Below are 13412 nucleotides of genomic sequence, written 5' to 3'. Positions count from 1 at the left end.
AAAAAAGCCCTTGTAATCACGATTACAAGGGCTTCTGACTTAATTAGCTATGGAATAGATTCTATTCCTGAACAAATACTTTACTCATTTGAGGTGTTTCCATCCAGTCCGTATAACTTTGTTTATTGTTTTGTACCCAATTCGCAAAGTCAGGATATGCGTTGACAATACTTACCCCTTCTTTTGGGTGGTAGAATTTTGTGCTTGAAAAAATTTCAATTCTCCATGGATACCCATCAGATGTCATAAAGTTACCATTGTCATTTCCTGTATTTAGCATAGCAGAATTGAAACTAACGGTTGCTGGATAATCACTGCCATGAATTTCATGTGAACGATCAAAAGTGCGGCAGATAAATATATTAGGGTCAATGCTCTTTATTTCTAAAGCAGGGTCAATTACGATTGAAAAACTCTTATTTTCAATATCACCATTCGCTCCATCTCCATTGTTTTTGTAACCTAAGTTTTGATTGTTTGAAATCACTTTTATGAGGTTACTTGATACTTCCTGCAAACCAGGCTCAAAACCATCAGCACCACCTACACTTGAAATAATCTGTTGTCCGAATGATGTCTTGTCAGATTTTAGCAGACGAAGCATGATATCTGAGTTAAAGTCTCCGCCGTTAGCATCAATGTCTATACTTACTGATAGTTGGATTATATTATTTTGAGGATCTTTAATCGTATTGATGATCGTAGAAACAACAACATCGTTGAAATCATAATCTCCTTGGTATGGCCAAAGGTCTTCAAATAATGTTGAGTGATAACCTGATAGTGGATATCTTTCGTTAAAGGCTTTGTTGGGGTCATTGGGAAATGAATCAAATTCATCTGCTACGCCATCATTATCAGCGTCTCCACTTGTTTGTACTCTAGCATTACTTTTTGCTTGGTAATCGAAGTACTTAAGACCGTCAATGTACAAAAACTCATTTTCAAATACGGCATTTGTACTAAGGTCTGCTACTTCCATCCATACATCACCTTCATTAGGATAAACCTCAAGGATATTCTGAGTTTTGGGGAAATATACCTGTAGTTTATTTAGGGAATGAGGTAATTTTCCTGAAAATGAAACTGTATTATCTTTTATGAAAGCTTGAGTAAGATGGTTTCCATCCATATCCATCAGAAGAACAAGCTCATTCTCTAAGTTGAAGTTTGTTTCTCCAATATTCTGAAATTGAATGTTCAAATCTAATGGAAGACTTGCTGACCATGAAAATTGTTCTGGAACCTGAACATCTTTCATTTCTGTAATTGTAGTTACATTATTCTGGTTGGAAAGCGTAGGTATGTTTTCTTCTTGTGTACAAGAAAAGAGTGAGGTTGTTGTTGCACAGATTAAGCCTAGATAAGTTAATTTTCTCATCGAATATAGTTAGGTTTTAGTCTTGGTTCTTAGGTTGTCGTACTGTTGTTTCTTGAATTACACCAACAGAACCTTGACCAAGAAGAAGTCGTTCGGCTACTTCTACTAAGTGCTTTCATAATCCGACGAATGGTATTTCTATTTCGATAAACTCAAATCCGTTGATAGTTGATAAAAGGGCTATTTGATCGATTAAAAATAAAAAGGCGATTCCAAAAATTGGAATCGCCCAAATATCTCTATCAGTAGAAAGAGATGTCATATCTAAATGAACAAGCAGATATTAGTATCTGTCGTTGTTCCAAGAATTTTCACGGTTGTAACGGTTGTTGCTACGGTTGTTTTCTCTTGGCTCAGCCTTCTTAACAACAATAGTTCTTCCGTCAAGCTCAGTATCATTCAAATTCTGGATAGCAATTTCTCCAGCTTCATCGTCAGCCATTTCCACAAAACCGAAACCTTTAGAACGGTTTGTTTCTCTGTCCATGATGATTTTAGCAGAACTCACCTCTCCAAAAGCTTCGAAAGTAGCTCGTAAATCTTCTTCTTTAGTGGCGTAATTTAATCTGGCAACAAAAATATTCATAACGAAAATAAAAATTATAATGTCAGCTAATATGGGTGCTGACGAATAAACATACGCTAATGTATGACTTATATAATTAAAACGATTAGTTTTTATGTTTTTTTCCTGTAAACAGATCGTTAATTAAGGATTATGTAGAAATGCAAGCGCTTTTATGAGAAAAAAGTGAAAAAAAACCTCTTTCATATTGTAGATGAAAGAGGTTCATTTTGAATACTTAAGCGGAATTTTTTTCCAATTAATTTCTTAAAAATGTATTTACACGCTGAATGTACTCTTTGTGGTATTTTGGTTTAGAATACATCTTTACGTGTCCTGCATCTTCTACGATCCAAGTTTGAATATTTTTTCCTTTCATTTTCTTCAACTCGGATTCTGTATATTTCAGTGGGGTAGTAGGGTCTGTCTTACTTTGTAAAACTAGTATCGGCTTATCAAAGTCTTTTAGTTGATCAGCCATGGTCAATTTATTGAAGTAACCATTGATGTCGTGATTGACCAAATCGATGGCTTCATCAAATATGGCATCTGGCACGTGCATCGATGAAGATTGGTCGTGGATGAGTGCTGGAACATTTGATAAAGGACTATCAACAATGATCTTGTCAATAGATGAAATGTCATGTTTGAGGTCTTCACGTCCGATATAGGTGAATATGGTCATAGCACCCATCGAAAAGCCGTAAAGTGTGAATTTTTTCTGTCCCTTTTCTTTCTTCAAATATTCAATACCTCCTGCCAAATCTTCAGCAAACTTATATCCCATATATGTTTTTTGGATTGTCAAGTCTTGATTTGCAGATTCACCAGAATTTCTAAAGTCAGCAATGAATACATTATAAAGGGTATCTAACTGTGTTTCACGCATCATTTCTAAGTACTTCATGGTTTTTAATCGGTTGGATGTTCTTCCATGAATAAAGAATAAAGTACTATCTGATTCTTTTTTGGCAGGGACATACCATGCACTAAGTTTCTGACTGTCTAGTAAAGAATAAAAAGTAATATCTTCCGAATTCTCATAGCCATAATCTTTTGGTGTCTTATGGTTTTTGATGCCGAAATGTCTAATTAGGCTGGTGTCTGAATATACTTTTTCAAAGGTAAAAGGCTCGAATTCTGTTACCATTGAATATAAAAACCTTGGAAGCATCAGATAGAAAAGAACAGCGATTCCCAATAGAATGGCCACCAAGTAAGTTATTTTTTTCATCCTTAAAGTGTTAGTCGTATTAAAAAGTATTGAAATCTAAGATTTAGCAAATATATAAACTATCGTAGAATGCAAAAGTATTATTAAGCTTTATCTGTTCTAAATGCGACTGGGGTAAGGCCTGTGTGCTTTTTAAAGTATTTCACCATGTTTGTAGGTTCGTCAAAACCAAGTTCATAGGCGATTGTCTTAACAGGGGTGTCTGTTCCTTTCAATAGCCTTTTGATTTCTAATATTCTTCTTTGATCAATGACTGCTTTAGGGGAAAGTTTGTAGCGTTCTTTAGTAAGTTTAGCGAAAGACTTTACATTGAGTTGGAGCTTTTCCATGTAGTACTCCACCTTGTATTCTGTTTTATAGTTGGCTTCTAAAAGCTCATTGAAAGATAAAAGTAGTTTAGCATTCTCGTCTAAGGTTTCTGTATCAAATTGGGCAGAAGCTAGTCTTTCTACATAAATAAGGTACAAGCATAGCCAATGATAAAAGGCTTGTTCGCTTTTTTCTCTATCCCAATGGTAGTACACATCTTTCATCTGAGTGCTTAATATTGTGAGGTGTTCGCATTCTTCCTTTTCAAGTGTAAGAATTTGTTTTCCCTCTATGTGATCTGCAACAGTGAAGTAGAAAAGATGCTGAATGTCATTATCGTTTCTGTACAAGTAATCGGGATGAAATACGATAGACTCAATTTCACATTCTTCCTGATTAAGTGGTGCAAAATAGTGTACTTGATCTCTGGGTACTAAGATCAGTGTATTGGGTTTTAGTTCATACTCTTTAAAGTCGATGTAGTATTTTCCTGAGCCTTTTTTAAACCAAAAAATAACATGAAAATCTCTGAGTGAAGGCGTGAAAATACCTGTTCCACTCAGTAAATTATCAGAGTTTACAATACCAAAGGGAAGACCTTTTCCAGTATCTTCCCCTTTGAAAAAAACAATATCTTCATTCGGAGTCATTATGCAATTTAATGATTAATTAGCCCTAATTCTTGAATTCTAACTAAACTTCGTTCCAATGAAGCTCTATTGGTATGTATTTGTCCACCCTGTGCGAGTATTGGAAAACTTGAAGGCTCTGCAGTTACAAGAATGAAATGACTTTCTTTTGATAGCGCCTGTACTTTTATATGACCTTCGTTATTTTCTAAAATTCCCATCGATGAATTTGCAATAAGATCGCTCCCTAAGGCTAGTTCTCCTTCTCGGGTATAAATGAAACCTGTAGTTTGTCCTTTGGGTGTTTTGAATGACCATTCTTCTCCTTCATTCAAATAAACATCTAAATACGTAAGGTTTAAAGGAATGTCGAATAGACCTGTTGTACCTTGGTACTCACCTGCAATTACTTTTACATTGGCTACTGTAGGAATATCTTCTTTTTTTAAGTTAGCGTAGGCTACATCGCTTTCTTCAAACTCAGGAGGAAGCTGAACCCAAAGTTGATGAATAGAACCACTCCAACTTCCTAAAAGTGGGGCATCATGTTTTCTTCTGTAGGCTTCTTCGTGCCAAACTCCACCACCTGCTCTTATCCATTGCACACCTCCGTCATGAATAATTCCTTTATTATGACCACTATCTGAGTGATGAAGGTCTGTTCCATGAAAATAAGTGATGATTCCAATGCCAGAGTGAGGATGACTATCTATTTTGAAACCATTTGCTGTATTATTGAATTTTCCTGCATCAAAAAAAACAATAGGTTTCAGCTCGTTTCTAACTTCACTGTTTACAATATGTTGAATGCCATTTCTTGCTTCTTGAATTCTTTTTAAGTTTCTAGATTCTTTCATTTTAATAAATAGTTTAGGTTTTAGATTTAATTTATTTTAGACAGTGACTTTCCCGAATTTACCATCTCTGTAATCAGCATAGGCTTGTTCAATTTCTTCATTGGTGTTCATCACAAAAGGGCCTCCCATAGCTACAGGTTCATTGATTGGTTCTCCAGATAAAATCAAAAGTTCCGAGCCTTCTTTAACTTCAAATTCTATTTGATCACCATCCTTGTTAAAGCTGATTGTGTTATAGCTTTCAAGTATTTGGTCATTGATGGAAATCTGACCTTTCATGAGGTATAAATAGGTATTGTGAGTGCTTGGAAGATCAGAGATTGAAAGTATTCTATCTTCATTTGAAATGATATGAAAGGCATTAATAGGATGAACCGTTTTGATGGGGCCTATAATGTTTTGCTGTTTCCCTGAGACTATTCTGATTTTTACTTTTCCTTTTTCAATTACAGGAATCTGATGATCATGGACATTATGAATATTGGGTTCTGAGAGTTTTTGAGAAGAAGGCAGATTTACCCAAAGTTGGATTTCATGAAATATTTGAGAATCTGCTACACTCATATCTCCACCATGAATAATTCCTTTTCCAGCATTCATTCGTTGGACTGAGCCAGATTTTAAGGTTGCAGAATTTCCCAGTGAGTCAATATGCTCCATCACTCCTTCAAACATAAATGTTATGGTTTCGAAACCTCTATGCGGATGTGCATGTCCATCCATAAAGTAATCCTTGGATAACTTTTGTGGACCAATATGGTCCAACATAATGAATGGATCTGTATTACGAAGCGAATGTGTCGGAAAGGCTCTCTGTCCTTTGACTCCAGGAACTACTCCATCAATTTTTGAGTGTGTAGTTATACTTTTAATTGTTTTTAGCGTTTTCATAGCTTTCATTATTTTTACAAAGCTATGTTGAATAAGGAGGTCAATAAAGGTGAAAAAAATACCTCTGATGGTAAAAAGTGGAAAGGATAAAAAAAGCCTGTAAATGTATGTACTAACATTTACAGGCTTTATTATATCTAACTAGATTTTATTAGTTCATTTTAAAATTAATCGGGATGATTAATCGCTGACGAACAGATCGACCTCTTTGAGAAGCTGGAGTCCATTTCGGCGCTTTTTTGATGACACGAATCGCCTCTTCATCACAACCTCCGCCAATACCTCTTGCAATTTGAATCTGAGAAACGCTACCATCTTTTTCTACAATAAATTGTACATAGACTTTTCCTTCTACTCCCATTCGTCTTGCTTGAGAAGGATAATCGATGTTTTTGGCTACCCATTTTAAATAATTTGTCATTCCCATTTCTGGAACAGCACTCTTTTCTGCAATAAGGACAAAAGGTTCTACGAATTCCTCGATTGGTTCTACAAATTCATCATCAGAGAAATCATCTACAGATAGGTCTTCAATGAAGTCTGGTATTTCTATATCAATTTCGTCTATAGCCTTATCGTCAGGAACTGGAGTTAGCTTAGGAACAACAACTTTAGGTGGTTTGGGTTGTTCAATCGGAACTGTAGGAGGTAGAAGAGGTGTATCCTCTGCCTGTGCATCTAAAGTCCAAATGACAACTTTTTCAGGTTCAAAGGTTGGGAATTCCATTGCTGTAAGTACCACAAAAAGACTCATTAGTACCCCAATATTCGCAATTGAGAAACGGTAATTACTCAAATCTGCAAAAGCATATTTTTTGATTAGTACGCTCTTTTTGTTCTCTGTTTGCTCTTCCTTTTTAAGTTGCGAGAAAGACTTCATCGTCTCAATAAAAAATGCCATTAAACCAAAAAATAGCAAAGCAGTATTCAGAACTGTAAGACTTTCTTGTGCCGTATTAAGCGTATACGTAGTTAAAACAATACAAAACGTCATGGCTAAAAACTTTAAACTTTTCTTTAAAGCATATTTCGCATTTGTTTTGTCAATGATTGCATTTCGGATTCCAAGTAAGGCAATTGAACTTGTAAAAAAGGCTGCTACAGATGGAATCCAGATCGAATTTAGTAATTCATAAACCTGTGGTACATTCATATTACTTTAGAATTTAAGGTTTGAATATTTGATGAATAAAATTCTGATTAATGCATTTATTTCAGAATTAAAAACAACAGCTTCGAAGTGTTTCTAGTATTATTTACTGATTATTTGAATTTAATCAAAATAAAAATTGAAAAATAAGTGCATTGTTAACAATAGTTTAATGTTTGAATAGTTAAATCGGGTCTTTATTTAGTGATATGATTAGTTTTTGTATAAAATAAAACCTCTGGTCAAGTAGAGACTCAATCAGAGGTTTTTTTACGATTATTATTATGAATGTTAGAGTTGGAAACCAAGTGCTGTTACATCATCAACTTGTTCATAATTTCCTTTCCAATCATTAAATGTCTTCTTGATAAGATCATGTTTCTCTTGCATGGATAAATTGTGACATTCAAAAAGAAGTTTTCTGAGTTTTGGACTCATGAATTTCTTTCCTTTATCACCTCCAACTTGATCAACAAATCCATCAGATATAAGGTAGATGAGATCGTTTTCTTCAATCTTAATTTCAACGTTGGCAAATGGTGTTTCTTTAGGATAAACCCCAATAGGTTGTGGGTTCCCTTTTACTCTGATCAATACCAAATCATCTTGTTCGTAGAATTGAGTACGATTTGAAATCTCAGGAATAGGCTGCCCTTTCTCTCTCATGATGAAGATAGGGTTATAAGCCCCAGCATATTGGATGATTTTTGTATCTGTATCTATGATACAAAAAGCCATATCCATTCCGTCTTGTTGCTCACCTAGTTCGCCTGTTTGACCAAGAGATGTTTTTACATAATCTCTTAATTCATCTAAACATTGTGCTGCATTTCCTTTATAGCTAGAGTCAATTTGGTTGAGGTGAGCAATTCCCAACATACTCATAAATGCACCAGGAACACCATGTCCTGTACAGTCAGCTACACAGATATAGATTCTGTTTTCAATTGTTCTACACCAATAGAAGTCTCCACTTACAATATCTCTTGGTTGAAAGAAAATAAAGTGTTTTGAAAAAGAATCAGTCAAAAGACTTTTTGAAGGAAGAACAGCTTTCTGAATTCGTTGAGCGTATTGAATACTATCAAGAATTTTCTTGCTCTTTATTTCTAGCTCGTCTTTTTGGTCACTAACGGTTTCTAGTGTTTGCGTTAGTTCTTCATTCAGACTTTGTAGTTCTTCATTTACGGTTTGTAACTCCTCGGTACGTGCCTCAACTTTCTTCTCGAGACCTTCATTAAGCTCTGTAAGTTCAGCGTTCTGACTCTCAATTTGGAGTGCAGCATCATATTTTTGGATGGCTTCTTTTACGGTGAGCTGTACATCTTCAGGCTCCCAAGGTTTCGGGATATATCGATAAAGATTTGCTTCGTTTACAGCATTTCCAACAGCATCTGTATCTGCTTGTCCTGTCAGAAGAATACTGATAGTTTCTGCTTTTTGATCGTAAATATTTTTGAGAAATTCATCTCCTTTCATTCCGGGCATAATGTAGTCAGAGATTACAACAGGAATGTCGTAACCATCTTCTAGCAATTCTGCATGTACTTCTAGCCCTTCATCCCCACTTTCAGCCGTTTCTACAATGAAGTCATCACCTAAAACTAGTTTCAATTGTTTCTTGAGACCAGTTAAAATGATTCTTTCATCGTCAACGCATAGTATAGCTCGTTTTCTCATCGAAAGTAGAATTTGTGTTGATAATTGAAATTTGAAAGTGTGAGGTAAAGCACTCTTTCAAAATAGCTTGGTTGAAAAAATATATAGTTTAAAGTCCTAAATGCGATTCAATACTACTCATCAGCTCATCTTGGCTCCAAGGCTTGTAGAAAACCTCATTTAGATAGCCATCTTTTTTTGCACTTTCTATAATTGCGGTGTCAGCTTGCCCTGTAAGTAGAATTTTAACGATATCAGGACGTATTTCGTGTACACGTTGTAAAAATTCATCTCCTTTGATGCCTGGCATATACCAGTCAGAGACAATAATTGGAGCTTCCATATTGTCTTCAAATAATTCATCCAAAATCTCTAGCCCCTCTTCAGCACTTTCAGCTATTTCATACAGAAACTCACTACCAAATCTCGTTTTAAGTTGTTTCTTTAATGAATTCAAGATGATTTTCTCATCATCCACACATAATATAACTTTCTTATTCATCTTGTTTTATGCTAAAGGTAAAGTGATAATAAACTCGGTTCCTTCACCCAGTTTGCTGTCTACGTCTATCTTACCGTCATGTTTCTTGACAATTTTACTTACAATGTCAAGTCCTAAACCTGTACCTTCACCTTGTTTTTTAGTGGTAAAGAAGGCTTCAAAAATTCTATTCTGAATTTCTTCAGGAATACCAGGGCCATTGTCGGCCATTCCAACACTTACGGCGGGTAGTTCTTCTCCAGACTCGGATAGTATCGTTGAGTTTTTAATGTTGATGGTAATCTCACCACTATGATTCATAGCTTGTAGTGCATTGTGAAGAAGGTTTGTCCAAACTTGGTTAAGTTCGTCAACAAAACACCCTATCATAGGTACTTCTTCATAATTTCTAACTACTTCAATTCCTTGTTTCAGTTGGTTATGATACAAGGTCAATACGGTTTCAACATTGTCAACTACATTGGCAGTTTGCTTTTCACCTCCAAGGTCTTTGTGAGCAAAACTCTTAAGGGCGAATACTACTTTAGATGCTTTACTTACTGCCAAAGAAATATTTTTACTGTCATTGATAAGGGTTGAGAAGTGGTAAAGATTCTCAAGAATCATTGCAGCATTCTTTTGCTTAAGAAGTGGTAAAACTTCTTCTAGATCATAAACTTTTGCATCTACTAAAGTATCAGCTAATGAGTCTTCGTTTTCAATTCCTTCATTTTCCAATTCAGAACGAAGGCGTCTTTTGATTTGGCGTTCTTCTCTAGATGAAAGTGCCTGTGACTGTGCATCTGCTTTTCTAACAATACTAAAGAAAAGTTTCAAGTCTTCTTCAGAAAGTATATTAGCTAGCTCAGGGAAGTTATTTCCTGTCAGTGTAAGAGACTCCGATATATTCTTAATTGAAGCACTAATTGCCCCTAGCGGTGTATTAATTTCGTGGGCAATACCTGCAATGAGTGTACCTAGAGAAGCCATTTTTTCAGACTGTACAAGCTGTGACTGTGTAGCTTTCAAGTTGTCTAGCGCAAGTTCAAGCTCTTGTTTTTGCATACTTAAGGCATCATTTGCAGCCGATATTTCTTGTGTACGCTGTGTGACCTTGTCTTCTAGATTTTCTGTAAGTTCTTGAAGTTCGTCATTGGCTTTATCTCTCAAACTCACAAAGTATAAAACTAAGCTCAGTACCATAGCACATATTACAGATACATTTATGGTAAAGAAGAGAGATGTTACCTCACTAGGAAAAGATAAACCTCTTTCTGCCCAATATTGATCTGTTACACCCGTAAAAATGATAAGTACGGTATATGCTATTAACCAACGTCTAGAATGGTTTCTGTCTTGGAAGGCGATTGAGCCTGTAAGCGATAACAATGCCCAAAGCATAACGCCGCCTGAAGCTACAAAACCTCCGATTCCCCATTGAAAGAAGAATGGAAGCAGTAAACTCATTAGCACTTGTATAAAACGGACAACCTTAAAGTTTTTAGAAAAATGAAAATAGGTAAGGTTGACAGCTGACATGACTGTATATCCAAACGGGATGACGGAGAGGTAGTAAAATCCGTATACTGAAGCAAGAATACCCCATAGAATTCCACCCATACTCATGAGTATAGCCAAACCATTGAGCAGTTGTTTCCTTGATTTTTCTTGAGGGTCATCGGTAGCCACAGCACCAATGCCTACAGCAGCAGTAACAATACTTTGAAGCATAGTTTAGAAAAAAAATTAGCCAGTTTTATTTCGATTATTTCATTTTGATTGAGCACACCAATCTAAAATTAGATGTAAAATTATATAAACTTATTGAGAATCACTATTGATTTTTAGTCGTGTATGAACTTGTCTCAAGGGTGATTGAGGTCTTTGCAAAAGAATTTTTAAGTAAGGTTAAAAAGACACTAAAGTCATTTAATTCAAAAAATGCTTTTAAATCCATTTTGACTTAGGTTTTTGGTATTCGTGAATACAAAATTGTTTTAGACTGATATTTGTATTATTGGGATTGAGTCAATATGTTAAAATCAAAAAAATATTTTCAGCCCATTGAATTTGACTCTCAAAAGTAAGTAGAGATTTACCTTTTTACTAATCAAGGTGTTTATTTTAAGTTAAGTGTTATACGATTAATTTCTATTTTTTTGAACAAAATAAAGAATGATCGTTTTATAAACAGAGTGAAAATTTATAAACACAATACCATTTTAATGAAACCACTATTTTTAGTATTCTTTTTACTGAGCAGTTTTTTTAGTGTTGCTCAACATCATCATACCGATAAACCAAGTACACATGGTATGCTCTTATTTGGGGAAAAGGAGATTTTTGTGTCTCACCTACCCATGTTTCACTCACCTCACGATTACCAAGTAATTGCCACAATTCAGTTACCTTCAGACGTGCTAGAAACTTATCTAAATGCAAAAAAGAATGATCAAAGTGAAACGGTTTATACCTTAGTCCCTGAGATTTTTGTTTTACCCGAGATGATGGAAAAGCCAAGGTCATTTAAGGCTGTTCTTTACAAAGGACATTTTGAAAGAGGAGGAAAAGCTATCACGGAGGAGTTTGATGTTAACTTTATTAAAACGATACACTTCAGAAAATTTGAAAAAAATGGGACTAAAGATGAATACCCGTCCTATATTTTCTTTGGTAATGATAAAGAACAGTTTGCAGCGCATTTTATTTCTGCAAAGCCTGACTTTGACCACATTATTGAGTTGAGAAGTCCTGTGTATTCTTCGCTTAATTTTGAATGGTCAGATTCAATCTTCAGAATCCATTTTGAGGATTTAGAGAATAGTCCTTTGGAGGAGAAAAAGTCTTCATTTGATTTTAAAACATTGTATTTAGAATTTTCTGACCTTGAAAATTAAAACATACAAAAAGATTCTATTCCAATGGAATAGAATCTTATAACAACTTAGATTACCTGTGTATAAACTCAAGACAAGTCAGACAATTAGCACGAGGCTAAGTGGATGATTATATTGATCGTTTTATAAATTACAAGGCGTCAATAAGGTCAATCATTTCCTCTGAGAAATCAATCAAATCTTGAGGAGCTCCTGTTGGCTCAGAGCCTTCTAAAGCTGTTTCAATTGCCTCTACAGTAGCTGTAGAATCAGCCAAGTTATCTTCACTTGGTTCTGTACCTTCTGGAAGGCTCAAATTGACTGTAAAATCAATGCTATCTGTATCAACAGAAATGTTTTCAAAAGTAGCATCTCCATCCGCTACTTGAGCTAATGAAAGCTCACTCTCAATGTCAATTCCTATACCTCCAAAACCATCAATTACTACATTAGAGAACTTGAACCCAGTTCCTCTTCTTAGTTTCATTCCAGAAACATCTCTTCCATTTCCGAGTAGAGTAAGGTTTGAGATTGTAGGTGAAGATACTGGAGTAAGTGCATTATTGGTTTCATTGTTATCTGCCTCAATTCCTCTATCGCCACCTCGATTGGCATCTTCAAACTGTTTGCCGTATATATTAGTAGCACTTCCTGTCCATCCGAAAGTCCAATCAAATAAATCATCTTCTGAACCGACTGTTACTAGGTTAGAACCCTCAACAGTTCCTCCAAACCATTCCATTCCGTCATCAGAACATTCATAAGCCATGAGCCAAGCCAATTCTGTCCCACTACCTACACCGTTAAATGTGAATCCGTTATGTTCTTTTTCACTGTTAATCTGATCACCTCCGTAGGCTACAATTACATATCTTAATTCTCCTGAGTCATCTTCTTCGTCACTTCCGCCGTATCTAGCGTCGCCAACTTCTGCAACTACATCATCACCCGCATTTACAGGAGCTAAGCCATTTAGGATTATACCTCCCCAGTCACCAGGTCTTGGAGTGTCTGCATCAGATGTAAAAATGATTGGTTTCGCACGAGTACCAATAGCTCTGATCGTAGCTCCTGCTTCAACTAAGAGAAATGGAGAAGAACCAATAGCTTGAGCTTCTACAACCACTCCTGGCTGAATAATTAGAGTTCCTCCTTCTTCAACGAAGATTCCTTGTTCTATTCGATAAGTTGAATCTTCAAGTAGTGTTAGTGTTTCTCCATCACGGATATTACGACAGATAAGGTTGCCATCAAGATTCTCAATACATTCAGAACCTCCTCCTGAACTGTCGTCATCATCATCGCATGAAGTTGTAATCACTAATGATAACAACAGAAAGAACGAATACTTTAAAAGTTTCATTTTGGGTTTTCTTTGAT

General features: G+C 35.5%; 12 protein-coding genes. 1 reads left to right on the top strand and 11 read right to left on the bottom strand.

Annotation, left to right across the window (positions count from 1 at the left end):
* Nucleotides 1-61: 61 nt before the first annotated feature.
* The 10 genes from BC781_RS02600 to BC781_RS02555 form a co-directional block, all read right to left on the bottom strand.
* Nucleotides 62-1381 carry an LruC domain-containing protein gene (locus tag BC781_RS02600; protein WP_109615688.1) on the bottom strand — a complete coding sequence of 440 codons (1320 nt, stop codon included), beginning with the start codon at nucleotides 1379-1381 and terminating at the stop codon, nucleotides 62-64.
* Nucleotides 1382-1664: 283 nt separating this feature from the next.
* Nucleotides 1665-1967, bottom strand: a complete 303-nt coding sequence (locus BC781_RS02595) for an RNA recognition motif domain-containing protein (RefSeq protein WP_109615687.1) — start codon at nucleotides 1965-1967, stop codon at nucleotides 1665-1667.
* Nucleotides 1968-2205: 238 nt separating this feature from the next.
* Nucleotides 2206-3180 carry an alpha/beta hydrolase gene (locus BC781_RS02590; protein WP_109615686.1) on the bottom strand — a complete coding sequence of 325 codons (975 nt, stop codon included), beginning with the start codon at nucleotides 3178-3180 and terminating at the stop codon, nucleotides 2206-2208.
* 83 nt (nucleotides 3181-3263) lie between these two features.
* The gene (locus tag BC781_RS02585) at nucleotides 3264-4139 is read right to left on the bottom strand and encodes an AraC family transcriptional regulator (protein ID WP_109615685.1); all 876 of its coding nucleotides are present in this window, start codon (nucleotides 4137-4139) and stop codon (nucleotides 3264-3266) included.
* 8 nt (nucleotides 4140-4147) lie between these two features.
* A complete protein-coding gene (locus BC781_RS02580) occupies nucleotides 4148-4975 on the bottom strand; it encodes a pirin family protein (RefSeq protein WP_109615684.1) in 828 nt (275 codons plus the stop codon).
* Nucleotides 4976-5011: 36 nt separating this feature from the next.
* Nucleotides 5012-5866: a pirin family protein gene (locus BC781_RS02575; protein ID WP_158281376.1), complete on the bottom strand. Its 855-nt coding sequence runs from the start codon at nucleotides 5864-5866 to the stop codon at nucleotides 5012-5014.
* Nucleotides 5867-6017: 151 nt separating this feature from the next.
* Nucleotides 6018-7019 (bottom strand): energy transducer TonB, encoded by a 1002-nt coding sequence (locus BC781_RS02570; protein ID WP_109615682.1) that lies wholly within the window; start codon nucleotides 7017-7019, stop codon nucleotides 6018-6020.
* 288 nt (nucleotides 7020-7307) lie between these two features.
* Nucleotides 7308-8696: a SpoIIE family protein phosphatase gene (locus tag BC781_RS02565; RefSeq protein WP_109615681.1), complete on the bottom strand. Its 1389-nt coding sequence runs from the start codon at nucleotides 8694-8696 to the stop codon at nucleotides 7308-7310.
* 88 nt (nucleotides 8697-8784) lie between these two features.
* Nucleotides 8785-9177 carry a response regulator gene (locus tag BC781_RS02560; RefSeq protein ID WP_109615680.1) on the bottom strand — a complete coding sequence of 131 codons (393 nt, stop codon included), beginning with the start codon at nucleotides 9175-9177 and terminating at the stop codon, nucleotides 8785-8787.
* Nucleotides 9178-9183: 6 nt separating this feature from the next.
* Entirely contained in the window at nucleotides 9184-10887 is a 1704-nt protein-coding gene (locus BC781_RS02555) for a sensor histidine kinase (RefSeq protein ID WP_109615679.1), read from the bottom strand.
* A gap of 494 nt (nucleotides 10888-11381) precedes the next feature.
* Here BC781_RS02555 and BC781_RS02550 point away from each other — a divergent pair, with 494 nt between their 5' ends.
* A complete protein-coding gene (locus BC781_RS02550; RefSeq protein ID WP_109615678.1) occupies nucleotides 11382-12053 on the top strand; it encodes a hypothetical protein in 672 nt (223 codons plus the stop codon).
* Nucleotides 12054-12183: 130 nt separating this feature from the next.
* On the opposite strand, the gene BC781_RS02545 is transcribed toward BC781_RS02550, so the two are convergent.
* Nucleotides 12184-13395, bottom strand: a complete 1212-nt coding sequence (locus BC781_RS02545) for a hypothetical protein (protein ID WP_109615677.1) — start codon at nucleotides 13393-13395, stop codon at nucleotides 12184-12186.
* Nucleotides 13396-13412 lie beyond the last annotated feature (17 nt).

It is taken from the genome of Sediminitomix flava, from assembly GCF_003149185.1.
Classification (GTDB): Bacteria; Bacteroidota; Bacteroidia; order Cytophagales; family Flammeovirgaceae; genus Sediminitomix; species Sediminitomix flava.
The sequence above is the reverse complement of the archived record's forward strand: the minus strand, read 5'-3'. Positions and strand labels throughout refer to the sequence as shown.

Bases quoted from the DNA above. Each gene is read 5' to 3' on its own strand.
- BC781_RS02595 (WP_109615687.1), bottom strand. From the start codon at position 1,967: ATGAATATTTTTGTTGCCAGATTAAATTACGCCACTAAAGAAGAAGAT.
- BC781_RS02560 (WP_109615680.1), bottom strand. From the start codon at position 9,177: ATGAATAAGAAAGTTATATTATGTGTGGATGATGAGAAAATCATCTTG.
- BC781_RS02580 (WP_109615684.1), bottom strand. From the start codon at position 4,975: ATGAAAGAATCTAGAAACTTAAAAAGAATTCAAGAAGCAAGAAATGGC.
- BC781_RS02555 (WP_109615679.1), bottom strand. From the start codon at position 10,887: ATGCTTCAAAGTATTGTTACTGCTGCTGTAGGCATTGGTGCTGTGGCT.
- BC781_RS02585 (WP_109615685.1), bottom strand. From the start codon at position 4,139: ATGACTCCGAATGAAGATATTGTTTTTTTCAAAGGGGAAGATACTGGA.
- BC781_RS02570 (WP_109615682.1), bottom strand. From the start codon at position 7,019: ATGAATGTACCACAGGTTTATGAATTACTAAATTCGATCTGGATTCCA.
- BC781_RS02600 (WP_109615688.1), bottom strand. From the start codon at position 1,381: ATGAGAAAATTAACTTATCTAGGCTTAATCTGTGCAACAACAACCTCA.
- BC781_RS02575 (WP_158281376.1), bottom strand. From the start codon at position 5,866: ATGAAAACGCTAAAAACAATTAAAAGTATAACTACACACTCAAAAATT.
- BC781_RS02550 (WP_109615678.1), top strand. From the start codon at position 11,382: ATGAAACCACTATTTTTAGTATTCTTTTTACTGAGCAGTTTTTTTAGT.
- BC781_RS02565 (WP_109615681.1), bottom strand. From the start codon at position 8,696: ATGAGAAAACGAGCTATACTATGCGTTGACGATGAAAGAATCATTTTA.
- BC781_RS02545 (WP_109615677.1), bottom strand. From the start codon at position 13,395: ATGAAACTTTTAAAGTATTCGTTCTTTCTGTTGTTATCATTAGTGATT.
- BC781_RS02590 (WP_109615686.1), bottom strand. From the start codon at position 3,180: ATGAAAAAAATAACTTACTTGGTGGCCATTCTATTGGGAATCGCTGTT.